Below are 23,944 nucleotides of genomic sequence, written 5' to 3'. Positions count from 1 at the left end.
GGCATATGGATTTACTACTAATCGATGATGATGAAGTGGATAGAACCGCGGTCATTAGAGCATTGAGGCAGTCAAAATTAGCGTTTAATGTCATTGAGGCAAATTGTGCGTTCGATGGATTAAACCTAGCGTTAGAACGCCATTTTGATGGCATTTTATTGGACTACATGCTGCCCGATGCCAATGGCCTCGAAGTGCTGATTAAACTCAATGCGATGACTCAAGACCAGACCGTAGTCGTGATGCTCAGCCGTTATGAAGATGAAAAGTTAGCCCAGCGCTGTATAGAACTGGGTGCTCAGGATTTCTTACTCAAAGATGAAGTTAATTCCCGTATTCTTACCCGAGCTATTCGTTACGCCAAACAACGAGCCTCAATGGCATTAGCACTACGTAATAGCCATCAAAAACTGAAAGAGCTAGCAGAGCATGATTCGCTGACGAAACTCGTTAACCGTTATGGGTTCGAGCTTTGTTTAAATCGAGCCATAGCTAGAGCCAAAAGGAGTAACAATTATTTAGCGGTAATTCTACTCGATCTAGATGATTTTAAAGCGATTAACGATACATTAGGTCACCAGACTGGCGATATCTTATTAGTCAAAGTGGCTTCTCGCTTAAGTGAGGTTCTGCGGGATGGTGATGTCATTGCTCGTTTAGGGGGCGATGAGTTTGTTGTCCTGGTGACGGATGATGATTACAAGTATTTTCCGATGATAGTGGCTAATCGACTGCTTAAGGCATTTGAGGAGGTTTTTTGCCTCGGGGATAATGATGTGCTGATTGGTGCCAGTATTGGCGTTGCTTTTTATAACGAGGCTGCATCAGACAGTTCCGAGTTGATGAAATGTGCCGATATTGCGATGTACCGCGCCAAGAAAATGGGGCGTAATCAGATCCAATTTTATTCTGAAGCCTTAGATAGAGAGGTGCGTTATCGCAATCATATCGAGTCAAGTCTTAGGGTTGCACTCAGACAGAATGAATTTAAGGTGTATTACCAAGCACAGGTTGATTCTTTGACCCATCAAATGGTCGGTATGGAAGCACTTATTCGTTGGCAGCATCTTAAAGACGGGGTTATCGCACCGGATCAATTTCTCCCTATTGCAGAAGAGATGGGCCTGATGGAGGAGATTGGGGATTGGGTTCTCACGGAGGCTTGTAGACAAGCTCAGATTTGGCTGACACAACTAAAACCCATTGGGCGTGATTTCACCATTGCGGTAAATTTATCAGCCTCACAAATAGCGCAGATTGATTTGCTGAGTAAAATTATCCAAACACTGGAATTAACGGGTTTACCTCCCACTGCACTAGAGTTAGAGATTACTGAGAATTGTTTGATTGAAGATCCCCATGAACACGCTAAAGTTTTAGATCAAATCGCTAAACTTGGTGTTCGTTTCGCCCTCGATGATTTTGGTACAGGATTTTCATCCTTGGAACACATCAAATTATTCCCTATCAGTGTATTGAAAATAGATAAAAGCTTTATCGCATCCTACGATAAAGATGAAAAAGACACTCGATTATTAGCCGCATTACTTAATTTTGCCTATGGTTTTAATGTTATTTCTGTCGCAGAAGGTGTGGAAACATTGGAACAGGCGGAGTTTTGTACGGCTCGCAATTGTAATATTTTGCAAGGATATTTATTCTCTCGGCCCCTAGAGGCAATGGACTTTGAGGCAAAATTTATTACACCATTACTCACAAAATTGTGAACCTTATCCAGTGGTCATTCCTGTAAACCGTTTTCATCTGGTGAGGAATATTTTCTTGCTTTACACTGAGCAATAGACAAATATCAGCCCCCCTTTTCTGATGCCGAATTTTGTTGTGTCAGAACTCTTTATTCACTGTGCTTAAGTGGGTCATTCCGTAATGAAAATAGGTATCTTATCCCAGTTTCCTCAACTGTATTCAACACAACGTTTAGTCGCCGCCTGTGAGAGTCGTGGCCATGAAGCGGTTGTGATCAATACTCTGAACTGTTATATGAATATCAACTCGATCAAACCCAGTATTCATTATGAGGGACAGGAGTTGGTTGGATTCGATGCAATCATTCCTCGAATCCATGCAAGTGTGACTTTTTATGGTTGTGCAGTGGTACGTCAGTTTGAAATGATGGGCGTATTTGTGGCCAATGACTCGATTTCGATAGCCCGATCCCGTGATAAGTTAAGGGCATTGCAGTTGCTTTCTCGTAAAGGGATAGGTATGCCAATTACGGGGTTTGCGAATAAACCTAATGATATTCCTGATTTAATCAATATGGTGGGAGGTGCTCCCTTAGTGATTAAACTGCTTGAGGGTACTCAAGGTATTGGTGTTGTGTTAGCTGAGACGAAAACCGCGGCAGAGAGCGTGATCGAAGCCTTTTTAGGATTGAAAGCCAATATCTTAGTGCAGGAATATATTAAAGAGTCTAACGGAAGCGATATTCGCTGTTTTGTTGTAGGTGATAAAGTTGTCGCTTCGATGAAACGTCAAGGACCAGAAGGAGATTTTCGCTCTAATCTTCATTTGGGAGGCTGTGGTGAAACGGTAAAAATCACCTCCGTCGAGCGTAAGATGGCGATTGCAGCCGTAAAGGCCATGGGGCTTGTTGTCGCTGGTGTGGATATTTTACGCTCTAACCGTGGCCCTTTAATTCTTGAAGTGAACTCGGCACCTGGCATTGAAGGTATTGAGCAAACTACAGGGATTTCAGTCACTGAACCGATAGTTGAATATATCGAGAAAATGGTTGCAGCGCGTAAAACAAATAGGCCAATCATTGCTTAATGGATCATTGCGATAGCACAACGCCACCGCTTAAGGTGGCGTTTTGATAACTTGTACTCGCTCGGGTTAGATAGTAAAGCTTAGAGGTCAAAGCTGTAGGAATAGCCTAAAACAATTTTAGTATCGTCATCGGTTAAGTCTGTATCTGCAACCATAAAGGATACTGTCCCCATACTCGTGTCGGCGCTTAAGGTCACGTTATAGTCGGCGTAGTTATCTTCGCCAAACCAAGCCTCAACCACATCACCGCTGGAATAACCATAATGCATGGATAAGCTCACCTTTTCAGTAAGTGGTATTGATACAGTAGCCGCAAGATAGCTCAAATCTTTATTATCTAAAGGCGATGCTGCTACATCATCTCCAGCATTAATGACATGGGAGTAGCTAAGCTCAATCCATTTCCAAGTAACAGCACCATGTAGTTCGCCGAAGTCGATACTTCCTGGTGCATCAGGATAGCCATAATAGAGATAACCTATGTCGTAACTAATATCTTCAGTGATATTACCTGCATAACCCACATAAAGATCGAGCTCATAGCTTGTTTCATCACCAAAATCCACATTCGATGCCCATGTGCCTGCATAAAATCCAGAATCATGGCTATAGTCAATTCCACCTTGGATGGCTACCGCATCGTCAGTTTGGGTTACACCACGCCATAGGTAATTTGATGTACCCCCTATATTGGCTGACACGGCAGCAAAGGCATTGGATGTCAGTAACATTCCTGTCGATAAGGCTAAAACGCTATACAGTGATTTTCTCATGCTCATCCCCTCGATTGATGTATTTATTGATTCACTTATGCCCCATTTTGTTGGTGGCACTGGTGCATCTTGGTTTTTTTCTGAAGAGTGAGTTGCTAATCGTATGCCATTATTACAATCTTATGGAAAACATAATGTTATAAAAATGTTTATCAGTTGTGCTTTTGGCTGTGCATGAAAATGGAGCAGGCACGCACTGTCGTTGTGCAATAAATCGTCATTTCGAGTTGAGTTTTGCGCAAAAAAAACGCCTCACAAAGTAGGAGGCGTTTCATCACGAATGGTTTTATCTACGAATTAATTGACGCTATCGCGTAGGGTTTTACCGGCTTTAAACTTAGGCACAGTTGCTTCTGCAATTTGGATTTCTTTACCCGTTTGTGGGTTACGACCTGTGCGAGCTGCACGGGTGGCCGTTTCGAAAGAGCCAAAGCCCACGATAGAAATTTTGTCACCATTTTTCATGGATTCGGTGATAGCCGCTTCGAAAGACTTTAATGCGCGTGCTGCTTCCACTTTTGTTAGATCGGCATTTTCCGCAATCTTAGCGATAAGTTCAGTTTTGTTCATCTTTGTTGTCTCTTCTTTCCGTAGATTATTTAAGTAAGCGTGCCTAACATGCCATAAGGCTTCATACTTTGAAAGCCTTTTACTGCCAGAGAATAGAATGAAACGCGGTAAATTGGAGAATATTTACTCGGTTCGTGACTTAGGTTTTATTCTTCTAACAGTTGAAATAAGAGCTGCTTGACGAGTTGAGGTTCGAAGGGTTTATCGCACAGAGCATTGACGCCTGCCTGTGATACATTGCTTAAGTGGGTATCGTTGGCTTCTGAGGAGACCATTAAAATAGGGATATGGGATTGTTGACTCTCGTTGCGAATAAATTGGGTCAATGCTAATCCATCAATACTGGGCATGTTATAGTCAGTAATTACCAGATCAAACATATTATTTCTCATTAACTCAATAGCTTGTGCACCATCTTCTGCTTCGGTAATGAGCTTTATTCCTAAATTACCAATAGTTCGTTTGATGACATTTCTCGCCATACGACTGTCATCGACTACTAAAACGCGCACATCATGTACATCAAAATGGCTAAGATCGAGTTCATCATGGCTTAATAGATCGATGGTCGCGTTCAGGGCTTTACCTAAGTGCTCAGCATGGAAAGGCTTAGGTAAGATAGCGACTACGCCTGATTGTCTAAAAATCTCCAATTGCTCGCGACGGCATTCGCTCGACACCAACATAAACTGAATGTCTTTGTAGTCACTATTTACACGTAAATAGCTGAGTAGATCGATGGCAGTGCCATCTTCGAAATGCATTGCACTGGCGATGAGATCGGGTTTATGGCGGCCAACCACGGCTTTAGCCTCTTCGATATTTGCAGCCGTTTGAATGCTGACAATCCCTTCTTGTTGTAGATGCTGAATAATGATTCGGCGTTGCGTATCCGAAGGCTCTACTAAGAGAATGGATAATTCGTTGGGTGATAGATGACTCATAGTTTTCGTCGGTATTAGCTGAGGGTCTTTTATAGGATTGTTAAGCTACGCTATAAATAACAGCTTAGCAATAAATCCGCTATTACTCTGTTTTACCACTTAAATACTGGTAAGTGACTTTAGAAAATGCTGCCCAATATTGTACTAACAACATAGCAATTATGCCGATAACAAGTGGTAGCATCGGAATTTGCTTACCTGCAAAGAACACTTTTACGTCTTCTGGTGTGATACGGTAGGCAATCACCGCAGTGATACCAAGCGCTGAAAAACCGAGGGTTTGCATTCCAAGATAGATTTTAAGCACTAGGCTTGACCAAGGGGCTCGCATCAGGATACCTACTAGTACGGGAAGCACTCCTAAGGTAAATAAATCAAAGGATTGGGTTGTTATTGCTCGCCATAGTGCGACTATGCTAAAGAGGCAATAGAGCGCGGTGAGTAAAATGAGACGTTTAGGCATTGAATGACTGATGGATTTCGTGGTCTTAGGATGAGGCAGTGTAGGAAAAGCGCTGAACTGAGTCCAGCATAACCGCATTATCATGTAGAATATTGCCTTTGCACGGGTATAGTTAATAGGTTTAGGTTATGACAGAAGTTGAATTTTGGGCATTGGTTACGCGTACTGAGGCTGCACAACCACAGGAATCTTTAGTGCAGGCACTCAAGCAAAAACTCACCGAACTCAGTAATGAAGAATTAAAAGCTTTCGATAAAATATTTAGCCAACAGATGCGGCGTAGCTATTTATGGTCAGTATGGGGAGCGGCTTATATTATCACTGGGTGTGATTCTGAATATGCTTTTGCGGAGTTTAGATGTTTTCTTATTTCTTTAGGGCAAGAGCGTTATGATGCAGTTATTACACATCCTGATAGCCTAGCGCGTTTATCCGCATGGCCAGAGAAAGACGGATATGCCTATCCCTTTGTCGATGAGTACGACTTAATTGCTGGGCAGCTATATGAAGATAGGACGGGTCAAGAGTTACCTTTTATGCCATCGGGTAAAGCGACTCCTGTTGGTAAAAAATTTAGCACTAAACCTAAGGATCTTAAACAGCAATATCCTGAGTTAAGTGCCCGTTTTCCATTTTAAACGTTAATCATTAATCTCTGTGGAATAGGCCTTAATTGTCATTTTTCATTTTTTTGCATTGAAACCCTTGTTTGCGTGGATCAAATTCACAATTTAAACCACATTCCCAAGGGACATTATCATAGAGAGAAGATTGCACCCGGGCAAAATCTCGGCAGGCATCATAATGATCAAAATTATCTGTTTTTTTGTATTTTCCAGAGTCATACCCATGGGTGTAGATAAAGGATGACCAAGTTTGGTGATGGTCATCTTTACTGTCTGGGGAGATAAACCAAATCGCACTGGCGAAACAGGTAAAAAGAATAAGAATGAACACAGGTACAACGGGGAATTTCATTTTCTAATCGTAGCCATATAAACAATAGGCGAAGAATAACGTGTTTTTAATCAAGATGCGCGCAAAATGATCACAAATTTATAACGCTGCACTTACTTAGTGCAGTGTCGATACAAAAAGATACGTGTCAATTTACAGCAAAGTGAAATATTTTGTTTATTATACAAATGCTTGTGTTTATTTTATGTTCTTGAGACTGTTTTGCGTTAAGCTTTAGTTCAGGTTAGATTTTGTACTGTCAATATAGAAATGATTAGGCCTAGGAGGCAAGCATGAAAGTTCAATTCCTTTTACTCGCAGGGGTATTAAGTTGCAGTGCAGTGTGGGCCGCAGATGAAACATCAACCCATCCTGTCACGGAAGATGGTGTGGTAAAAATTGTTTGGCAAAATCCGAAGGATTTTCGCGATATTAAATCATCGGGGGAAGTTCAATCCCGTTATGAGACTCGCTTATTTGAGACCTTAACCAAGAATATCAATAAAGAAGCCGCTAAAATTTTAAAACCCAATCAAAAGCTTGAAATGATGGTTACCGATGTGGATTTAGCGGGGGATATGCGTCCAACATTTGGTGCAACGGCAAATGATTTACGGGTTGTGAAGGATATTTACCCACCACGAATCACCTTTAGCTACCAGGTGTTAGAGAATGATAAAGTGATCGTTGCTGGGGATGAAAAATTATCTGATATGGGGTTTTTAACGGGTATTCAGCCCTTAAACGATAAACCTTTTATGTATGAAACACAGATGCTAAACGACTGGTTAAAAAAGACCATCGCCCCTAAGATTTAGATGTAAAAGCCACCTTAAGCGATTAATGCGTGTGGATTGAGTGCATTATTTTCCAACAGGCAAAATCCATTACTTGCGGATTTTGCCTGTTTTTTTGCCCTCGCACTCAGAGTGGACAAGCTATGTTCATTGCAATTATGGGTATGTTCCGGCGAGAGTAAGCCAACGCATAGGCTTATAAGTTTGTGGTAGCAGGCTTGCCCCTGTCTATCATCTGCCAGCATTTGTTGTGCTTGCCAATGTTCGGCACTATAGAACAATTGTTTATGGTGTTCAAAGTCAGTCAATATCCGCTGACAACGAGTTACGATTTGATCGCATGTACTAATTATCACAAAATCATCGCCTCCCACATGGCCAATAAAGCAGTTATCACTTTTATATTTCATTAATAAATTGGCCACTTCGCAAATCACTTCATCACCACGACAAAAACCATAAATATCGTTGTAGGGTTTAAAATGACACAGATCGAAATAAGCGAGGTAAAAAGACTTTTGTTGAATTCTTAGTCGCTTTAGCTCTTCTTGTATAGGCACATTTCCCGGCAAGTCCGTAAGTGGATTAGCATGGCGTGCCATTTTAATTCTGTGCTCAGTTATGCGCTGTAATAGATCTTTGGTGTGACCAATGCCGAGCAATTTGCCACGGCGCAGAATAATAAATTGCTGTGCCACGGTATTTGCACTTTCTGACGTTAGTAGCTGACTAACAGTCGAAAGGGGTTCATTGGCTTCTATCTGCAGTACCTGAGGATCCATGACCTCGCTAACGGCATGATTTTCATGTAATGCTCGACCATAGGGGGTGCTAAAAAGCTCAAGTAATGTTGCACGGCTAATAATACCTTGGGGTACTTGATCTTCAACCACAACAACTGCTTGCAGTGCAGGTTGGGAGATAAAAGTATCACTTAGATGTTTAAGCTTTAGGTTTGGTAGAACGGTAACGGCACTGCAACAGAGGCTTTCTGCTGACTCACTATATCGGGGTTGTGCTTGGGTATTATTGGGAACTAAGGTGGCTTTCATTGCTCTGCAGGGCATAGCCTCAGGACGACCGAGTAAATAACCTTGGCAATACACAATGCCAAGTTGTTTAAGTACTGCTAATTCCTCTTGAGTTTCAATCCCTTCGGCTATCACTTTACAGGTTAAACTCTGACAGAGTTCAACAATGGATCGCACAAATTCTTGTTTTACTGGGGTTGAGTCGATCTGATGGATAAAGTGACGATCAATCTTCACATAATCGGGTGACAATTCTGACCAGAGTCTTAAGCCAGAATATCCCGCACCTAAATCGTCAATTGCCGTCATAAATCCTTGACTACGATAGTGATTTAAGCAGGATTTAAGCAGGTCTATATCATCCGCAGGATATTGCTCCGAGAGTTCAATAACTACCTGTGAAGGTGAAATCCCAAGCTGTTGCAATAGTTGCAGTGTCATACCTTTGGGGTGGCAGGGATCTAACAGCGCCTTGGGTGAGATATTGATAAATAGTCGCCCCTGAAACTGACGGAATTTAAATTGCTCAAGTGAAATCCGTCGACAGAGGGTTTCGAGTTCACTGAGTTTACCCTGATGTTCGGCGGTCTGAAAAAGGGGAACGGGTGAATATAATGGGCTGTGTTCTGGGCCGCGACTTAGGGCCTCAAATCCATGGATCTTATGTTCTAATATATTGAAAATAGGCTGGAATAATGGACTGATAGCCCCTTTAGAAATTATTTTATCAAGCTCTTTAGCGAGATCTAAACTTGTCATTATTCAGCCCCTTCGTCTGTGTTTGCGGAGTCTATGACTTAGAAATGACAAAATGATGACAATTTTTGTGGCGTTAAAAGGGGTTTTCTCTGGCGCTAACAGGGTAAAGAGGAAAGGGAAAGCGCTAAACTTAACGAAAAATTTTAGCGCTTAGATAAAGAAGTTAGCTCTGTTTTTTAAAGACCTGAAGTGTTTTCAATAGGATACCTAATTGGCGCACATAGGTTTCAAGTGCGACAGGATCGAGCGTCGGTTGGCTCTCTAATGTGGTTAAATCATCAACGAGCTCTTGCACGTAGGGCAAAAAACGATTACTCGAAATGATAAATCCTTGATCTGCCGTAAAGATGCTGGTGAATTTTCCATAGCCCGCTTTTTTCAGTTCATCTAATTTAGCGTCGGCATCTATGGCTTGGCGATAGGCGGTTTGAAGGTTTTCTTTCAGTTGCTCTATAACCTTAGTGTGTGGCATAACAGCGTCTCATTGTAAAATTTGCAGGAATTATAAGGGGCAAAGGATATGGCAACAAGCCACAGACGACTCATCGCCGCAATCAGTTGTGTGACATTATTTTTTCATGCCGCAATTTTTGCGGCACCAAGCGATAAACCGCCGTTTTATCAAGTGCAGTGGCAGGGTAAAAGTGCCTATTTATTGGGATCAATTCATATTGGTAATCGCGATTTTTATCCCTTACCTGAGCAAATTGAAACAGCGTTTAGCAAAGCCAAGGGGTTAGTGGTTGAAGTCGATATGAATAAAGTCGATAGCCGCGCGCTATTGCAAAAGTATGGGATGGCAGATGGCACTAAGGGCTTAGATTGGCAGAACCGCGATAAGCAAACTGTTGAGAGTATGACGCTTTACTGTGCGAGTAGAGCAAGTGTATGTCAGTCAATTCAATCATTTGCACCTTGGTTACAGGCGACTCAACTCAATCTCTTACGTTACAATGGCTTAGGTTATAGCACTGATTATGGTGTTGATGCACAGTTGATGGCTCGTAATAAAACACTGCCAGTGTTTGAGCTGGAAACTGCAGAATCTCAATTTCAGTTGTTAGCTACGTTCGACAGCCAAGAGCAGTGGTCTATGGTGCGAGATGCGATTAGTGTGTCGGATGATGAGCTTTTATCGCTGATAACGGCGTGGCGTTCGGGTGACGAGACCGAACTTGATACTATTATGCAAGAACAGATGGGCGGCGAGGGTGATACTCGGATTATAGATAAGATCCTATGGCAGCGAAATCACACAATGGCTGAGGGTATTCTTAAGCTTATGGATGCCAGTGATGTGCCAGCACCGTTATTTGTGGTGATTGGGGCTGGTCATGTTGTGGGTGATAAGAGTGTTGTGCAGTTACTTAAACAGGCGGGTGCTAAGGTGACCGCCTGTTGGAGTGATACTTGTCTTTAACATCACGTTGGTTCAGTCGAGGTGCTATGTTCCTCGACTAATACCTAAGAAATGGACATATCTGCCAAGTGATATATACGGCTCGTGCTGGGAATATTCGAGTTCCATCTGCAGAAGTTTTTGGTAATCAAAATCTGCGGCTTGGCTCTTTTTCAAGTAATCGTGGATAACCCTCACCCCAGATTGGCTTATTAACGTCATTTCCCAATCCATAAACCATTGCTTAACCTCTTGAATATAAAGCGGGTGTGTGGGTGTTAGCCTCACTTTTTTCTTTACTTTAAGATCTGCGGCCACGTAGTCAAAATTTCCTGATATTAAGGCATGGAAACGCATTGCTTCTTTGTTATAAAACATCAGTGAAAACAAACCATTGGGTTTGAGCATCGTCAGCAATCCTTCCATAGTACGCTGAGCATCGGTAAGCCATTCGACTACGGCATGGCACAGTATGAGATCGAAAACACCATTCTGTTCAACTGATAATGCTTGGATAGGGGCATGGATAAGCTCAATATTTAAAGGCTCGGTAGAGGCATCAATATGTGCTTGGGCTTGGATAAGCATCTCTTGTGAGATATCGCAAAGTACGACTTCATGGCCAAGGCGTGCCAGCTTTTGGCTAAAGAAACCAAAGCCACCGCCAGCATCTAAAATTCGGAGTTTTTTATCGCCAAATGGGGCTAACGCAGAGCTGAGATCTCGCCATAGTACGGCTGCACGAATTTCCCCTTTGGGGGTGCCATAAATATTTTTCGCAAACTTGTGCGCGAGCTTATCAAAATTCTTATCTTGCACGTGTAAATTAACTTAAAGAGTGTGGGGTAATAGTGTGGCACAGACGAAATATTTTCGCACTCTGTAGGTATTATCTTTCAAGTTAGCTTACTTATTCACTCATAAAATTAGCTAACACAATGATTTTATTGATGGTAAATATTCCTACTAAACTTAGGGATACACAGAACTCTATCCCCTAGGTTATAATCACGCCGTTTTCAACAAACCTGACTCTTTCGCTGTCCATTCAAAGAGTCTGCATCACCCTTTTTAAGACGCAGCACAGCCCGTTTTACACTCGTTTTTAGCTTGATTTATCAGATGTCACCCGTCTGAGCGAGGTAATTTATGGCTATCTGTGCTAAGGGATAGTTAATTAAAAGGTACACAGACTTGAATAATGCATATTGTGTTGAGTTGAACGCGATGCCGTCGCTGCTTTCTCTTTATCGCAAGATATTTTTTGGCCGCAAACCAGGTTGGGATCAACAGCCATTGCCTCACATTAGAGTGACTGCACCTGATGTTACCGTCTCAGAAGCAAAAGTGAGTCAATACGCCCAAGTTTGTGGTTTCCAGTTTGATGGTAACCTGCTACCTCCAACTTATTTATACGTGATGGCGTTTCGTTTACACGCGGTGATTTTTACCCATGATGGTATTACATTTCCATTACTTGGCATGATCCACCTTAAAAACCGTATCCAAGTATATCGTCCAACCACAGTCAACGAAAAATATTCCTTTGAGTGTGCGTTAACGACAAGTCGTGAAACGGATTCAGGCTTGGAGTTTGAATTTGTTTCTAAAGTGTATGTTGGTGAGGAGTTAGTGTGGGAATCACTCTCGACCTATTTATATCGTATTGAAACCGCAGGTCGCCGCGTTCGCCCACCTAAGGCAATTGAAATGGAATGGGATGCTCCGCAAGCGTGGGAGCTGGGGGAAGATCTGGGCCGTCGGTATGCAAAGGCATCCGGTGACTATAACTTGATCCATTTGCATCCATTGTTATCAAAGCGATTTGGCTTTGATCGCGTACTCGCCCATGGTATGTGGTCTAAAGCCCGCTGTTTGGCTGAGTTAATGCCTGAACTTGGTACTCGCCCATTCACTGTCGATGTGACATTTAAGCTGCCACTCTTAATGCCTGCACAGGTCGGGTTTGGTTATGAGAAAAACGAGGATAATTGGGTGTTTGAGCTTAGAGACAGTAAAGGTCGCCGTCCACATCTGAGCGGTGAAATATATTTTTAGTATTAAACAATAAACGGCGCCGATGGCGCTGTTTGCTTATAAGAAATCAGTAATTAACCTTTTCGGCGACTGTATCTCTTAAGATCAATCACCTAATATCCGCCATATTCAAGCGATGTTGTTTATTACAATCACACCTATTTATCCGGAATACTTCAAAGGAGAAACCGACGCATGCTGACCGATATGGAGATTTCAAGCCGTGCCAGTTTAACAAATGTGGCAGAGCTTGGCGCAGAGTTAGGCTTATTACCGGAAGAAATGCTTCTATTTGGTAGCACAAAAGCTAAGGTAGATTTAAGTGTTCAGCAGCGTTTAGCGGGTCAAAGTCGGGGAAAACTGATTATTGTCACTGCTGTCACCCCAACACCCCACGGTGAAGGTAAAACAGTGACAAGTATTGGGCTAACTCAATCCTTAAAGGCCATAGGTAAAAAAGCCTGTGCCTGCATTCGCCAACCGAGTATGGGGCCCGTCTTTGGCGTCAAAGGTGGCGCAGCGGGTGGCGGTTATGCGCAAGTTGTACCTATGCAGGAACTTAACTTGCATTTAACGGGTGATATTCATGCTGTCAGCAGTGCCCATAATTTAGGTGCCGCCGCGATTGCGGCGAGGCTTTTCCATGAGTCACGTTTAGGTAAAGTGGAATTTGAGGCGCAATCTGGGCAAGCTTTTTTGGATATCGATCCTGCGCAGATCCGCTGGCATAGGGTGCTTGACCATAATGATCGTTGCCTGCGGCAGGTTCAGGTTGGACTAGGAGAAAACAACGGTCCTGTATATGAGTCTGGTTTTGATATTACGGCAGCATCTGAATTAATGGCTATTTTGGCCTTGAGCGCTAATTTGGCGGATATGCGGGCCCGCATTGGGCGATTAGTTCTAGCACTTAATCGCCAAGGGCAGGTGATAAGCGCAGAAGATTTAGGGGTCGCAGGCGCTATGACGGCGATTATGGTGGATGCGATTAAACCCACATTGATGCAGACCTTAAATGGCGCACCATGCCTCATTCATGCTGGCCCCTTTGCCAATATTGCCCACGGAAACTCCTCGATTATTGCCGATGATATCGCTTTAAAACTTGTGGACTATGTGATCACCGAAGGGGGCTTTGGTTCCGATATGGGATTCGAAAAGTTCTGTAATATCAAGGTGCGTCAGTCCGGGCAAGTCCCAAGTGCCGCGGTGTTAGTGACGACATTAAAAGCGCTTAAGGCAAATAGCGGTATTGAGTCAGACACAGATATCAATACTCCCGATGAGATTCGTCTAGAGGCAGGATTTGCTAATTTACACTGGCATATTAACAATGTGGCACGCTATGGCATTCCTGTCGTCGTGGCAATCAATCGCTTCGCCACGGATACCGAAGCCGAGTTGCAATGGTTAATCAACGCCGTTAACCAAACTGCGGCATTTGGTTGTGAGGTCAGTGATGCTTTTAGCCAAGGTGAAGCGGGAGCTATTGAACTTGCACATACTGTGGTTCGCGCCGCTGACACTCAGAGCCAGTTTAGGTTGTTATATCCGGATGATGCTTCTTTAGAGGCTAAGTTATCCACTTTAGCTGAGGTTGGTTATGGTGCGGCGGGCATCAGTCTCTCGGATGAAGCTAAGCAACAAGTGAGGGAGTTTACTTCGCTCGGTTATGCTCATTTACCCGTGTGTATGGCAAAAACACCCCTATCGATTAGTCACGATCCTATACAAAAGGGCGTCCCGAAAGATTTTATTGTGCCAATCCGCGCTTTAGTGCTGAATGCGGGGGCTGGTTTTGTTACAGCATTAGTGGGCAATGTGATGACAATGCCTGGTCTTGGTATAAAGCCAGGTTATCTCAAGATTGATATTGATGAGGCTGGAGAGATTATTGGTTTAGGTTAGGTGCTGAGGTTGTCATCGCTAGTGCTTAAAATGAATGGTATCGCCGCAGTGGGTTGATTGTTTGTCACCATGGATTGGGGCTGATTTTAGGCTTGCATAATAGTGTCAATAGTCAAAGTAAAACTAAAACTAAACTCTGAGCCTTAACCTAGGGCTCAGAGTGTATGCTAAGTGTTATTGTATAACTTGTTCTTGGCTCTTTAACGAATGCTCTACGTAGTAAATCCCGCCCAAAATTAATGCGCCGAAAATCACTACACCTAAGATAATTCCTAAGTTTTCACGGAAAAATGCTAGCATTTCTAGTTGCCTTTTGGTGGATGGAAAAAGAGACGAATGCCGAGAATTCACGGAGGAGCTTTCATCGACATAAAACTAAATACACTATAGTTACACTCACTTAAGCTAATCTTAAATAGCCTATTTTGTGAGAGTTTGTTCCGCTTAACGGGTATTTCTCGCGGTTTTTAACCTAAACATATCAAAGACAAATATCTTGTAACGTATTGGCGGTAGGTTGTCTTATTGCAACTTACTATGCGCCTGACATAAACTTGTGTCACTTTTTAACTATGGGGATGACTGAGTGAGACTTCCAAGTCACATTAGACGCATGATTTCAATATGGCTTGCGGCCCTATTGATTTTGCTGTCTTTTGCTGCCTCAGCCCATAGTGTGACGCACCTTGATGATGGTGCTAAGACTCACTGCACCCTCTGCTTCCACCAGCATCAATTTAATAAAATCTTATTGACTCAACCACTGGTGCTTAATTTAGCCGTACAGCGGTTTGATGTTGTTGAGTTTGTTCTACCGGTTTTCCTCTCAAAACACATCAGTGTTTATCGTAGTCGCGCTCCACCTGTTTTACTCTAAATCAACTTACATATTTTAACTTATTGTATTTCTTGATGGTTTTCACCATCGAGCGTTTGTTGTATTTTGGAGATATTATGACAGTTTTTAACACCCAAGTTTCTTTGGTGGCATTAGCCTGCGCGTTTGCTTCACCTTCGTTGTTTGCCGCTGATTCTAGCTTGACCAACCCTAATATTAGCGCGGTATTAAATGGTTATTACCAAACGGGCGAACGGCCTTTATCTGAAACCTCTGAAGGTTTTGGTCTAGGTGAAACTGAATTAGCCATGAGTGCCAATATTGATGATATGTTCTATGGCAAGGTGACTGCCGTTGTTGAAATCCATGATGGTGAGAGTGAGCTCAACCTTGAAGAAGCCTTTATCCAGACGATGGCGATGCCAGGGGGATTTTCTATTCGTGGTGGTCGTTTTTTATCGGATATTGGTTACCTTAATAACCAACACTTACATACTGATTCTTTCACCGATCGTCCTATCGCCTACCGTGCCTTTTTAGGTGGTCATTACTTTGATGATGGTGTGCGCTTAAACTTTGTTGCTCCAACCGATCTTTATTGGACTATGGGTGTAGAAGCCTTTAAAGGAGAAAGTTTACGTGCGGCCGATGAGCATGGTGAGCGTGAATTTGAAAATGTCGGGGTTTACACTTTATACAGCAAAATCGGTGGTGACATTGGCGATAACAGCTCATGGCAAGCAGGTTTAAGTTACTTGCGTAACGAAAATGGTCAAGTGACCGCCCATGAGGAAGGTGAAGAAGATGAACATGAACATGAAGAAGGACATGATCATAGCCATGCGGCATCTTATACGGGTAAAAATACCTATGGGGCTGATTTTGTTTATAAGTGGGCACCTAATGGTAACTACAAATACCAAAATTTAACCTTGAGCGGTGAATATTTTCGTGTGACGGATTTTACGCCAGTAGATTTGCATCCAGAAGATGCTCCGAGCAAGGATTATCATCAAGGTTGGTATTTGAGTAGTGTGTACCAATTTACACCAAGTTGGTCTGCTGGAGTGCGTTATGGTGAAGTTGATACTCAAGAACTCCATGGCGATCATTTTCATGCACAAAAGTTGAAGGAATCAGAGGTCACACTGGCATGGCATTCGAGCCATTTCTCGACGGTTCGTTTTCAGTATACTAATCAAAAAGGGACGAATTTTGATGGCATTGAAGACGATAACATCTTTACTATTCAGTATATTATGACGTTGGGGGCTCACGGTGCGCATCAATTCTAAATTAGTGAAATTGGCTGCAGTGGCGCTCTCTGCAGCTTATATGGGGTTGGCCCATGCTGAGCTGAATGTGTTTGCCTGTGAACCTGAGTATGCGGCCTTGGCGAAGGAATTAGCGCCCACGGCTAACATCTATTCGGCGACAACTGCATTACAGGATCCTCACCAAGTGCAAGCGCGCCCGAGTTTGATTGCTAAAATGCGCCAAGCAGATCTTGTAGTTTGTGCGGGGGCTGATTTGGGGGTAGGTTGGTTACCTATGTTACAAATGAAATCGGCAAACGCTAAGGTGCAATCAACGGAAAAGGGCCTATTCTTTGCTGCCGATCACATTGAGACACTAGATAAATTAGCCAGTGTTGATCGTAGTATGGGGGATGTACACGCCCAAGGAAATCCGCATCTGCATTTTGATCCTATGCGTTTGCTTCAGGTTGCCACAGCTTTAACCAGTAAGATGGCTCAGCTTGATCCTGCGAGTGAAGCGCATTACCAACAGTCCTTAGCGGATTTTACCGCGCGCTGGCAAGCTGCCATTCCGCGTTGGGAAGAGCAAGCAAAAGGGCTACAGGGTAAAAAAGTGATCGCTTACCATTCTAGTTTTCGATACTTATTTAACTGGCTTGGTATAGAGCAAGTGGCTGATTTAGAACCTAAACCTGGTCTAGCACCAACTAGCGGGCATTTAGCTAGCTTGTTAACGCGCGCTGAGCAAGGTGATATTTTGGCCGTTGTTGTGGCATCTTATCAAGATGAGCGCGGTGCAAAATGGTTAGGTGAAAAATCCCATTTGCCAGTGCTAATGCTACCCATGTCAGTGGGTGGTAATGATAGCAGTAAGGATCTCTTCAGCCTTTATGACAGTGTGATTTCCCTCTTAAATGGAGTGAAATAACGCCTATGTTTGATCTGGAGCTGATGTCGATTTTGCTGCCAGCATTTGCTGCTGGGGTTTTAGTGTTGTCGACTCATGTTGTACTCGGAAGACAAGTTCTAAAGCGTGGCATTATCTTTATTGATTTAGCCATAGCACAAGTGGCGGCTTTGGGAGCCATCGTCGCTCATATGGATCACAGGGTAGAAGATATACCTTTTTCTCATGTGTGGATGCCAGCGGTGTTTGCCCTTGCAGGCGCAGGGTTTATTGCTTGGTTATCTAAGCGTATGGCGGATGAGCTAGAAGCGATGATTGGTTGTTTTTACGTGTTGTCAGCGGTTGCAGCTATGTTGTTGTTGGCAAACGACCCCCATGGGGCTGAGTTACTAAAACAATTGATGTCAGGGCAGATCCTATGGGTCAGTTGGCCACAGTTAATCTTACCTACTGTGGTTTATGCTGTTGTGCTATTAACATTTCTTCTGCGCCCTCAAATCCTTGATGGCGCAGGATTTTATTTGTTATTTGCGCTGGTTATCACCCTCTCAGTTGAGCTTGTTGGTGTATATCTGGTCTTCAGCACCTTAATTTTGCCCGCGCTAGCACTGAATAAATACCGTGGAAAAGGTCAATTATTTTATGCCTACCTTGTGGGGTTAATTGGCTATTTACTTGGACTCGTGCTTTCTGCAGCTTTCGATTTACCCAGCGGTGCGGCGATTGTTGCTACATTGGCCGTGAGTGCGCTGGTATTTCGTTGGTGGTTAGCTAAATTAGGGACTTTTTCTGCTCAAATCGCCTCTAAACATTAGATGTTGAAATTAAAGCCCATCAACACACTGTATTTACAATGAGTTGATGGGCTTTTTTTTGTTAGCGAATCGGCTTACAGATGTAAACAATATATTGAGTCCATAGGCCATGCTGGCTATACTGTCGCCAATTTTATCGTTGGAGTATGCTGTGCTGTTAATCGTCAGATCTATGCTGTTGGCGGTGTCTTTGTTGCTTGCCTTTATTTTTGGTGGATTGGTGTGTTTACTTAGACCTCGACACCGTGACAATGTACATATGTTCGCCAAGATCTTCTCTTCTGTTGCACCGATCTTAGGGATAAAAGTGATCGTTCGTCGGCATAAAGAGGTACAGGATGGCCCCTATATTTTCTTAGCAAATCATCAGAATAACTTCGATCTTTTTACTCACACTAAGGCCGTTCCTAAGGGCACGGTTAGCTTAGGTAAGAAAAGTTTGGTTTGGATGCCACTATTTGGCCAAATTTATTGGTTGTCGGGCAATATTCTCATTGATCGGAAAAATCGACACAGTGCCTTTGATACGATGGCGAAGACAGTTGAGAAAATTAAGCAAAAAAGTTTATCTGTATGGATTTTTCCGGAAGGCACCCGTTCTCGAGGACGTGGTTTATTACCCTTCAAGGCAGGGGCTTTTCATACAGCGATTGCAGCAGGTGTCCCAATTGTGCCCGTGTTAGCTTCCTGTCAGAGCCATATTAATTTAAATCGTTGGGATAATGGGGTTGTTATTATCGAAATGATGGCGCCAATACCCACTGCGGATATAGACAAAGCGGATGTTAAAGCTTTTTCTGCACAAATTTATGACAGTATGTCGGCAAAATTTAATGAGATAAACCGAGAAGCGGCAACATTAATGGGTAAAACTCCTATGGATGATGGCGTATAATAGCCTCAATTTGAGCCAGATTTATCTTAACGGAGACACGTTTATGTCTATTGAAAGTCAGTTAAAAGCACAACTTGCCGAGAATCGCGACATAGTGCAAGCCCTACTCGATGATGGCTCTGAGCCTGATGCGGAGTATGTGATTGAGCATCATTTTTCATCAACCAACTTTGATCGCCTCGAAAAAGCAGCAGTAGATGCCTTTAAACTGGGCTTTGAAGTCAACGATGCCGAAGAAATGGAGTTAGAAGATGGTTCTGTGATCTTCTGTTTCGATGCAGTGGCTCACCATAAGTTAGATGTAGCATTAATCGATAAAGCGACTGAGCAATTGCTACAGTTAGCCGCTAAACAGAAAGTGGACTACGATGGTTGGGGCACTTATTTTGTTGGCGATGATATGGATGACGAGGATGAAGACGAAGAAGATGACGGATTTCCGCATTAATTTAGATTAAATGTTAAGCATCCACAAAGATAATAAAAAGCCCATTGAGATGGGCTTTATTGTCTTTAAAATCATGTAATTATTGTTTTTTCAGTATGTAGTACACTACAGTTACGACCTTTTTGCTTTGCTTCGTATAGTGCTTTATCAGAGCAGGAAATCCAACTTGAGCTACTACTAATATGCTTGCCTATCTCGCACACCCCTAAGCTGACAGTCACTTTTATTTTTAGGCTCTCATACACTATGGTCGACTCAGCAATTTTTTCCCGTAGACGTTCAGTAAAATGTAAGGCATCTTCACCGCTGGTTTTTGGCATAACAACTGCGAACTCTTCCCCTCCATAACGTCCTGCGCAATCGGTTTCCCGTAAAGATTGGCTGAGAATATGGGCTATATGTTGGATCACTTTATCCCCAGCGACATGACCATAGGTATCGTTAATGTATTTAAAGTTATCTATGTCTATCATCACTAGGCTCGCGATATCGTTATAGCGAGCATATAAGTCAAATTCATGCTCTAGGCATAGTTGCCAGTGCCGACGGTTATGCAGTTGGGTGAGTCCATCGGTTTGGCTTAGGCGTTCGAGTTGTTCGTTTGCCGCTTTTAACTGTAACTTGTTGACGGCAATATCAGTGACATCATACACAATCACGCTGATGTGGGTGATTTTGCCCGTTAATGAGGCCAGCGGGAGGAGTGTTACGTTTTGGTACATAAAGTCAGCGCGACCAGTAATAGGACGGTAATTTTTAAACTGGAACACGTATGGGCGCTGCTCCCAACTGATGAATGCTCGGTTTTTGAGCATAAAAACCGATTCCATTTTTTGCTTTAACCAAGTTGCGGGTAGATCGGGGAAACGCGTAAATACATTTTGGCCTTTGATTGAATTTGGAGAAACACCGCTGTGATTCTCCATAAAGCCATTCCATAGTTGGATATTGTAATGCCGATCTAACACCACCAAGCCTACTTCAATGGTTTGTACCATATCAATGAGCCAGTGTAGTTCGTTCATTGCGCTTTGGTCGTTTGACATAAAGTTAAATCCAACTGGTTAATCGAGTAAATAGCCAAGTTTATAGCTGAGTGTCGGGATCGAGTCTTCAGTAAAGAGCAATAATAAATCACACTGAATATCATGGTTTTCAATACGATAGTTTATTTCCATTGCGAGTGTTCTCTGCCATTTTTCTGAATTATCGTGGATAAGATCATTGACTGTGCAGTGGCGTCCAAGCACAACTGGATGCCCTTGGCTAAATTTCATATCGAGTTGCTCGGAAATCCCGTTCAGGAATGCACCAATTAGCACGTTACCAGTATCGATAAGCACTTCAATTTCGGTGTTTTTATCTTCAGGATCGGCGAGTCTCATTAGTTTTGCCATATCCTGAAAACTGGAATCATGGAATAGCAGTAGAGCCTCACCCGCAATGCCTGCGCCAATAAACCCTTGGCAAAGAGCTGAAACAGTTGAACTTTCCTCTGTTGCTTTTAGAGCCATGGTGAGTTCACTCACCTCAAGTACGTTCACATTTGGAATAGGCAGCAATACAAATACATCGAGTAACTTGGCAAGCAGATCGGCAGCGCGCCCCATGGCAACGTTAGCTATTTCTTGGCAAGCATCGCGCATATCCACCTTAATCATCGGAGTTTCATCTTCGAGCGCTTTTTGCGTCAGAGTCAGAATGCCGTATTCCTGCAAGATATTACTAATGGCATCGGCACTAACGGGCTTTTGAATAAAATCCAATGCACCTAGTGCTTTTACCCGTTCATGGGCTTTGATTTGAATATCGCCTGAAACCACGATAATAAGGGCGGGGAGGTCGTTTTGTTGTACCGTTTGCAGTACTTCATAGCCATCCATCACAGGCATATTGAGGTCGAGAAAGACGACCTCTCCTTTACCTGCGCGTATGGCGTCTAGCCCTTCGGCACCGTTGGTGGCGTAAGTAATCTCCACATCCCACTCTTTTGGTAGGGTGCGAGCCATTTGTTTGCGCGCCATAGCGGAATCGTCACAGATGAGTACAGATATTGTCATGCTGACTGGTGATCCTTATTTGCCCATTTATTGAAGATAACACTTATTTTCAGGTCCGACGGATGAATTGCGGTCTTCGGGCAAATCTGATTTATATCTTCTATTTATAACTTGCAGATTTTATTAGTTAATATGGCTAATTAATGGGGATAAATTCCTCAATTAATTTTATATGTAACTGAATAAACTCTTGTTCTTAGCTGTAAAAAGCGTTGCAGTATTCATATCATTTTTGACCGCTGATATGCTTTGTGCTGGTATTTATTAACCTAGATTTTGCCATCAGAGTGTGTGATTACCACCAATCTATGCCCTAATTGGGGTATAAATTGCGTAAGTTGCTGATAGTTGTAGTTATCAGGTTTAGTTGTTACAGCCTAACATAAACACTACCCAAAATTTATTAAGGCTGACAATATTTTGACTAAGGTCAAAATTAAGGTTTATGTTATATCTTTTAGTGGATTAGACCAAATGTGTTAACATTTGTTCTGGACTGACCAGTAACGGAATATTTGATGAGTACCCAATGTGTAAAAGTCACTATCAGCGATGGCATTGCCTATGTGCAGCTTAATCGTCCTGAAAAAATGAACGCGATTAACTATTTAATGTTTAGCGAATTAGATAGAGCAATTAAGAAAATTCAGAAAAATCGAGCCATTAGAGTGGTTATTCTTTCAGGCGCTGGGGGAAACTTTAGTTCAGGGCTTGATGTTAAAAGTGTTATGTCCGCACCGATGCAACCGGTGAAATTACTTTTTAAATGGTTACCTGGGAACGCTAATCTTGCTCAGCGCGTTTCCCTTGGCTGGCAGCGCTTACCCGTCCCTGTTATTGCCGTGCTTGATGGATGTTGTTTTGGTGGTGGTATGCAGATTGCGCTCGGCGCAGATATACGTATTGCCACCAATGACTGTCAATTATCGATTATGGAGGCTAAGTGGGGGTTAGTGCCCGATATGGCGGGATTAGTTTCACTTAGGCAAATTATGCCTAAAGATCAAGCGATGTTATTAAGTTTGACTGCTAAGGTTCTTTCAGGGGAACAAGCCTTCGCTCTTGGACTAGTCACTCAGTTATCTGAGCAGCCAATGGCTGCTGCAGAGCAATTAGCCAGAGAGCTAATCAAGACATCACCCGATGCTACCGCGGCGATTAAGCTCAGCATTAATAGGAGTTGGACGGCCTCAGTACGTAGCCTCTTAAGCCGTGAGTCATTGAGCCAAATTCGGCTCTTGTTAGGCAAAAATCGTACTATTGCAGCGGTACGGCAGCTTAAAGATCCTGAAAAACCTTATCAGGATCGCCAGTCTGGTTGGTAATACTGGGAATGTTGAACGCACTTAGGAATAGATGAGATATTTCGTAAAAACCTATCTCTCAGTGTGCGCCGCTCATTCTGGCGGCGAACCCCTTGATCGTGTTCAAACAATTTTGCCAAGCACTTTCATTATCTAAGTTGAGTACCAGCGTAGTTTGGCGGTAGTTTGGAGTCCCTAAGGTCACAGCCAGTATTTTGCGTTGTTCGGCTGTCTCTAGTGAGGCAGGGTGGCCATCGGGCGATTGAATATCTAGGATTGGCATCGTGAGTTTAGCCAGTTTTTCTGCAATGGCTTGATTGCGTGTCTCATCTTCATTGTAGGGATTAATGACAATCAATACGTCGGGATCGGCAATCTTCTTTTGGCTTAGTAGGCTTATCAATATTCCCGCACTTTGTTCCGCAGTAATAAGGACTCGCTTACCCGGATAGTCTGTACCTATGCCATCGAGCTGTGACATGGTTTTAATTAAAAATTCTTCTTGTTCTTGTAGGTGTTTATTGCTGTCTTCAGGTTTAATTTTCTGACTGGGCTTATTGGATGGTGTTGCTAATTGTGCTGCCCCAGCGGTGGTGACTTCCGCTGCTGCAGTTGCAAAATTGGGGGCTGGCAATTCTTTGGGCGGCGTTAAACTTAAGCTTGCCCAACCCGCAGGATTAATATTACGGCGCAAAAATGCCATTAGGCCGGGGGAATCAGCCGTACCATTGGTAGCGGGTAAAATAATGGTTGCGCCGAGTTTCTTTTTTCCTTCCCATGGGCGAACTAATAATTCATAGGGTTTGTTATCTATGGTGATTTGTTTTACTTCATTAGCGGGTAGATAGTTCCTCGTGGGGTTAGCTCTAGGAGTTTCAGTGGACGTATTAGGCTCTGCACTTAGGCAAGGTAACGTCATCAGGCTTAAGGACAAAACCCAAAAAGCTAAAAAGATGTGTGCCATAGGATGGATAACCCACTGTGTAG

Annotated in this window: 26 protein-coding genes; 14 read left to right on the top strand and 12 right to left on the bottom strand. The window is 43.0% G+C overall.

The window, feature by feature from the left end; genetic code table 11:
• Window positions 1-5 precede the first annotated feature (5 nt).
• The gene (locus JEZ96_RS16580; RefSeq protein WP_014611380.1) at window positions 6-1,727 is read left to right on the top strand and encodes a putative bifunctional diguanylate cyclase/phosphodiesterase; all 1,722 of its coding nucleotides are present in this window, start codon (window positions 6-8) and stop codon (window positions 1,725-1,727) included.
• A 160-nt stretch (window positions 1,728-1,887) separates the two neighbouring features.
• Window positions 1,888-2,793 (top strand): 30S ribosomal protein S6--L-glutamate ligase, encoded by a 906-nt coding sequence (rimK, locus tag JEZ96_RS16575; RefSeq protein ID WP_011787996.1) that lies wholly within the window; start codon window positions 1,888-1,890, stop codon window positions 2,791-2,793.
• 80 nt (window positions 2,794-2,873) lie between these two features.
• Here the strand turns inward: rimK and JEZ96_RS16570 are convergent, their stop codons facing one another.
• From JEZ96_RS16570 to JEZ96_RS16555, 4 genes are all read right to left on the bottom strand, one after another.
• Complete coding sequence (locus JEZ96_RS16570; RefSeq protein WP_025008616.1) at window positions 2,874-3,566, bottom strand: TorF family putative porin; 693 nt, start codon at window positions 3,564-3,566, stop codon at window positions 2,874-2,876.
• A 297-nt stretch (window positions 3,567-3,863) separates the two neighbouring features.
• Window positions 3,864-4,136, bottom strand: coding sequence for an HU family DNA-binding protein (locus JEZ96_RS16565; protein ID WP_006079990.1), 273 nt, complete (start codon window positions 4,134-4,136; stop codon window positions 3,864-3,866).
• Window positions 4,137-4,282: 146 nt separating this feature from the next.
• The gene (locus JEZ96_RS16560; RefSeq protein WP_011787998.1) at window positions 4,283-5,080 is read right to left on the bottom strand and encodes a response regulator transcription factor; all 798 of its coding nucleotides are present in this window, start codon (window positions 5,078-5,080) and stop codon (window positions 4,283-4,285) included.
• Window positions 5,081-5,162: 82 nt separating this feature from the next.
• Window positions 5,163-5,543 carry a hypothetical protein gene (locus tag JEZ96_RS16555; RefSeq protein WP_025008617.1) on the bottom strand — a complete coding sequence of 127 codons (381 nt, stop codon included), beginning with the start codon at window positions 5,541-5,543 and terminating at the stop codon, window positions 5,163-5,165.
• Between the two features lie 128 nt (window positions 5,544-5,671).
• Between JEZ96_RS16555 and JEZ96_RS16550 the strand changes: the two genes are divergently transcribed.
• A complete protein-coding gene (locus JEZ96_RS16550; protein WP_011788000.1) occupies window positions 5,672-6,181 on the top strand; it encodes a DUF4240 domain-containing protein in 510 nt (169 codons plus the stop codon).
• 31 nt (window positions 6,182-6,212) lie between these two features.
• Here JEZ96_RS16550 and JEZ96_RS16545 read toward each other — a convergent pair whose 3' ends face one another.
• On the bottom strand, window positions 6,213-6,521 hold the full coding sequence (locus JEZ96_RS16545) for a hypothetical protein (RefSeq protein ID WP_011788001.1): 309 nt from the start codon (window positions 6,519-6,521) through the stop codon (window positions 6,213-6,215).
• A gap of 272 nt (window positions 6,522-6,793) precedes the next feature.
• Between JEZ96_RS16545 and JEZ96_RS16540 the strand changes: the two genes are divergently transcribed.
• A complete protein-coding gene (locus JEZ96_RS16540) occupies window positions 6,794-7,318 on the top strand; it encodes a DUF3016 domain-containing protein (protein ID WP_011788002.1) in 525 nt (174 codons plus the stop codon).
• Window positions 7,319-7,332: 14 nt separating this feature from the next.
• Here the strand turns inward: JEZ96_RS16540 and JEZ96_RS16535 are convergent, their stop codons facing one another.
• Together JEZ96_RS16535 and JEZ96_RS16530 are read right to left on the bottom strand one after the other, a co-directional pair.
• Window positions 7,333-9,087: a GGDEF domain-containing protein gene (locus JEZ96_RS16535; protein WP_025008618.1), complete on the bottom strand. Its 1,755-nt coding sequence runs from the start codon at window positions 9,085-9,087 to the stop codon at window positions 7,333-7,335.
• A 163-nt stretch (window positions 9,088-9,250) separates the two neighbouring features.
• Window positions 9,251-9,559: a hypothetical protein gene (locus tag JEZ96_RS16530; protein ID WP_011788004.1), complete on the bottom strand. Its 309-nt coding sequence runs from the start codon at window positions 9,557-9,559 to the stop codon at window positions 9,251-9,253.
• A gap of 48 nt (window positions 9,560-9,607) precedes the next feature.
• Here JEZ96_RS16530 and JEZ96_RS16525 point away from each other — a divergent pair, with 48 nt between their 5' ends.
• Window positions 9,608-10,507, top strand: coding sequence for a TraB/GumN family protein (locus tag JEZ96_RS16525; protein ID WP_025008619.1), 900 nt, complete (start codon window positions 9,608-9,610; stop codon window positions 10,505-10,507).
• Between the two features lie 24 nt (window positions 10,508-10,531).
• Here the strand turns inward: JEZ96_RS16525 and JEZ96_RS16520 are convergent, their stop codons facing one another.
• On the bottom strand, window positions 10,532-11,305 hold the full coding sequence (locus tag JEZ96_RS16520) for a methyltransferase domain-containing protein (protein WP_011920005.1): 774 nt from the start codon (window positions 11,303-11,305) through the stop codon (window positions 10,532-10,534).
• Window positions 11,306-11,713: 408 nt separating this feature from the next.
• Here JEZ96_RS16520 and JEZ96_RS16515 point away from each other — a divergent pair, with 408 nt between their 5' ends.
• On the top strand, window positions 11,714-12,544 hold the full coding sequence (locus JEZ96_RS16515) for a MaoC/PaaZ C-terminal domain-containing protein (protein ID WP_011788007.1): 831 nt from the start codon (window positions 11,714-11,716) through the stop codon (window positions 12,542-12,544).
• 174 nt (window positions 12,545-12,718) lie between these two features.
• Window positions 12,719-14,431 carry a formate--tetrahydrofolate ligase gene (locus JEZ96_RS16510; protein WP_011920004.1) on the top strand — a complete coding sequence of 571 codons (1,713 nt, stop codon included), beginning with the start codon at window positions 12,719-12,721 and terminating at the stop codon, window positions 14,429-14,431.
• A 174-nt stretch (window positions 14,432-14,605) separates the two neighbouring features.
• Here the strand turns inward: JEZ96_RS16510 and JEZ96_RS19600 are convergent, their stop codons facing one another.
• Window positions 14,606-14,731 (bottom strand): hypothetical protein, encoded by a 126-nt coding sequence (locus JEZ96_RS19600; protein WP_011920003.1) that lies wholly within the window; start codon window positions 14,729-14,731, stop codon window positions 14,606-14,608.
• A 286-nt stretch (window positions 14,732-15,017) separates the two neighbouring features.
• Between JEZ96_RS19600 and JEZ96_RS16505 the strand changes: the two genes are divergently transcribed.
• From JEZ96_RS16505 to rraB, 6 genes are all read left to right on the top strand, one after another.
• A complete protein-coding gene (locus JEZ96_RS16505) occupies window positions 15,018-15,308 on the top strand; it encodes a hypothetical protein (protein WP_011920002.1) in 291 nt (96 codons plus the stop codon).
• A gap of 77 nt (window positions 15,309-15,385) precedes the next feature.
• Window positions 15,386-16,564, top strand: coding sequence for a hypothetical protein (locus tag JEZ96_RS16500; RefSeq protein WP_025008622.1), 1,179 nt, complete (start codon window positions 15,386-15,388; stop codon window positions 16,562-16,564).
• Window positions 16,548-17,456 (top strand): metal ABC transporter solute-binding protein, Zn/Mn family, encoded by a 909-nt coding sequence (locus tag JEZ96_RS16495; protein WP_164841988.1) that lies wholly within the window; start codon window positions 16,548-16,550, stop codon window positions 17,454-17,456. Before JEZ96_RS16500 ends, JEZ96_RS16495 begins: the two co-directional genes overlap by 17 nt.
• Window positions 17,457-17,461: 5 nt before the next feature.
• On the top strand, window positions 17,462-18,250 hold the full coding sequence (locus JEZ96_RS16490) for a metal ABC transporter permease (protein ID WP_025008624.1): 789 nt from the start codon (window positions 17,462-17,464) through the stop codon (window positions 18,248-18,250).
• 151 nt (window positions 18,251-18,401) lie between these two features.
• A complete protein-coding gene (locus JEZ96_RS16485) occupies window positions 18,402-19,145 on the top strand; it encodes a 1-acylglycerol-3-phosphate O-acyltransferase (RefSeq protein ID WP_025008625.1) in 744 nt (247 codons plus the stop codon).
• A gap of 43 nt (window positions 19,146-19,188) precedes the next feature.
• Window positions 19,189-19,593 (top strand): ribonuclease E inhibitor RraB, encoded by a 405-nt coding sequence (rraB, locus tag JEZ96_RS16480; RefSeq protein ID WP_011788015.1) that lies wholly within the window; start codon window positions 19,189-19,191, stop codon window positions 19,591-19,593.
• Window positions 19,594-19,664: 71 nt separating this feature from the next.
• Here rraB and JEZ96_RS16475 read toward each other — a convergent pair whose 3' ends face one another.
• Window positions 19,665-20,639, bottom strand: a complete 975-nt coding sequence (locus JEZ96_RS16475) for a sensor domain-containing diguanylate cyclase (protein WP_011919997.1) — start codon at window positions 20,637-20,639, stop codon at window positions 19,665-19,667.
• A gap of 18 nt (window positions 20,640-20,657) precedes the next feature.
• Window positions 20,658-21,653, bottom strand: a complete 996-nt coding sequence (locus JEZ96_RS16470) for a response regulator (protein WP_011788017.1) — start codon at window positions 21,651-21,653, stop codon at window positions 20,658-20,660.
• 518 nt (window positions 21,654-22,171) lie between these two features.
• Between JEZ96_RS16470 and JEZ96_RS16465 the strand changes: the two genes are divergently transcribed.
• Entirely contained in the window at window positions 22,172-22,978 is an 807-nt protein-coding gene (locus tag JEZ96_RS16465; RefSeq protein WP_025008626.1) for a crotonase/enoyl-CoA hydratase family protein, read from the top strand.
• Between the two features lie 58 nt (window positions 22,979-23,036).
• Here JEZ96_RS16465 and JEZ96_RS16460 read toward each other — a convergent pair whose 3' ends face one another.
• The gene (locus JEZ96_RS16460) at window positions 23,037-23,921 is read right to left on the bottom strand and encodes a DUF3530 family protein (protein ID WP_011919995.1); all 885 of its coding nucleotides are present in this window, start codon (window positions 23,919-23,921) and stop codon (window positions 23,037-23,039) included.
• Between the last annotated feature and the right edge of the window lie 23 nt (window positions 23,922-23,944).

It is taken from the genome of Shewanella putrefaciens (genome assembly GCF_016406325.1).
Taxonomy (GTDB): domain Bacteria; phylum Pseudomonadota; class Gammaproteobacteria; order Enterobacterales; family Shewanellaceae; genus Shewanella; species Shewanella putrefaciens.
Note: the sequence above shows the minus strand (reverse complement) of the source record. Positions and strands in the feature narration are given on the sequence as shown.

What these genes read in the sequence shown, in the direction of transcription:
- JEZ96_RS16580 (WP_014611380.1), top strand. Translation starts at nt 6, where the DNA reads ATGGATTTACTACTAATCGATGATGATGAAGTGGATAGAACCGCGGTC.
- rimK (WP_011787996.1), top strand. Translation starts at nt 1,888, where the DNA reads ATGAAAATAGGTATCTTATCCCAGTTTCCTCAACTGTATTCAACACAA.
- JEZ96_RS16570 (WP_025008616.1), bottom strand. Translation starts at nt 3,566, where the DNA reads ATGAGAAAATCACTGTATAGCGTTTTAGCCTTATCGACAGGAATGTTA.
- JEZ96_RS16565 (WP_006079990.1), bottom strand. Translation starts at nt 4,136, where the DNA reads ATGAACAAAACTGAACTTATCGCTAAGATTGCGGAAAATGCCGATCTA.
- JEZ96_RS16560 (WP_011787998.1), bottom strand. Translation starts at nt 5,080, where the DNA reads ATGAGTCATCTATCACCCAACGAATTATCCATTCTCTTAGTAGAGCCT.
- JEZ96_RS16555 (WP_025008617.1), bottom strand. Translation starts at nt 5,543, where the DNA reads ATGCCTAAACGTCTCATTTTACTCACCGCGCTCTATTGCCTCTTTAGC.
- JEZ96_RS16550 (WP_011788000.1), top strand. Translation starts at nt 5,672, where the DNA reads ATGACAGAAGTTGAATTTTGGGCATTGGTTACGCGTACTGAGGCTGCA.
- JEZ96_RS16545 (WP_011788001.1), bottom strand. Translation starts at nt 6,521, where the DNA reads ATGAAATTCCCCGTTGTACCTGTGTTCATTCTTATTCTTTTTACCTGT.
- JEZ96_RS16540 (WP_011788002.1), top strand. Translation starts at nt 6,794, where the DNA reads ATGAAAGTTCAATTCCTTTTACTCGCAGGGGTATTAAGTTGCAGTGCA.
- JEZ96_RS16535 (WP_025008618.1), bottom strand. Translation starts at nt 9,087, where the DNA reads ATGACAAGTTTAGATCTCGCTAAAGAGCTTGATAAAATAATTTCTAAA.
- JEZ96_RS16530 (WP_011788004.1), bottom strand. Translation starts at nt 9,559, where the DNA reads ATGCCACACACTAAGGTTATAGAGCAACTGAAAGAAAACCTTCAAACC.
- JEZ96_RS16525 (WP_025008619.1), top strand. Translation starts at nt 9,608, where the DNA reads ATGGCAACAAGCCACAGACGACTCATCGCCGCAATCAGTTGTGTGACA.
- JEZ96_RS16515 (WP_011788007.1), top strand. Translation starts at nt 11,714, where the DNA reads ATGCCGTCGCTGCTTTCTCTTTATCGCAAGATATTTTTTGGCCGCAAA.
- JEZ96_RS16510 (WP_011920004.1), top strand. Translation starts at nt 12,719, where the DNA reads ATGCTGACCGATATGGAGATTTCAAGCCGTGCCAGTTTAACAAATGTG.
- JEZ96_RS19600 (WP_011920003.1), bottom strand. Translation starts at nt 14,731, where the DNA reads ATGCTAGCATTTTTCCGTGAAAACTTAGGAATTATCTTAGGTGTAGTG.
- JEZ96_RS16500 (WP_025008622.1), top strand. Translation starts at nt 15,386, where the DNA reads ATGACAGTTTTTAACACCCAAGTTTCTTTGGTGGCATTAGCCTGCGCG.
- JEZ96_RS16490 (WP_025008624.1), top strand. Translation starts at nt 17,462, where the DNA reads ATGTTTGATCTGGAGCTGATGTCGATTTTGCTGCCAGCATTTGCTGCT.
- rraB (WP_011788015.1), top strand. Translation starts at nt 19,189, where the DNA reads ATGTCTATTGAAAGTCAGTTAAAAGCACAACTTGCCGAGAATCGCGAC.
- JEZ96_RS16475 (WP_011919997.1), bottom strand. Translation starts at nt 20,639, where the DNA reads ATGTCAAACGACCAAAGCGCAATGAACGAACTACACTGGCTCATTGAT.
- JEZ96_RS16470 (WP_011788017.1), bottom strand. Translation starts at nt 21,653, where the DNA reads ATGACAATATCTGTACTCATCTGTGACGATTCCGCTATGGCGCGCAAA.
- JEZ96_RS16465 (WP_025008626.1), top strand. Translation starts at nt 22,172, where the DNA reads ATGAGTACCCAATGTGTAAAAGTCACTATCAGCGATGGCATTGCCTAT.
- JEZ96_RS16460 (WP_011919995.1), bottom strand. Translation starts at nt 23,921, where the DNA reads ATGGCACACATCTTTTTAGCTTTTTGGGTTTTGTCCTTAAGCCTGATG.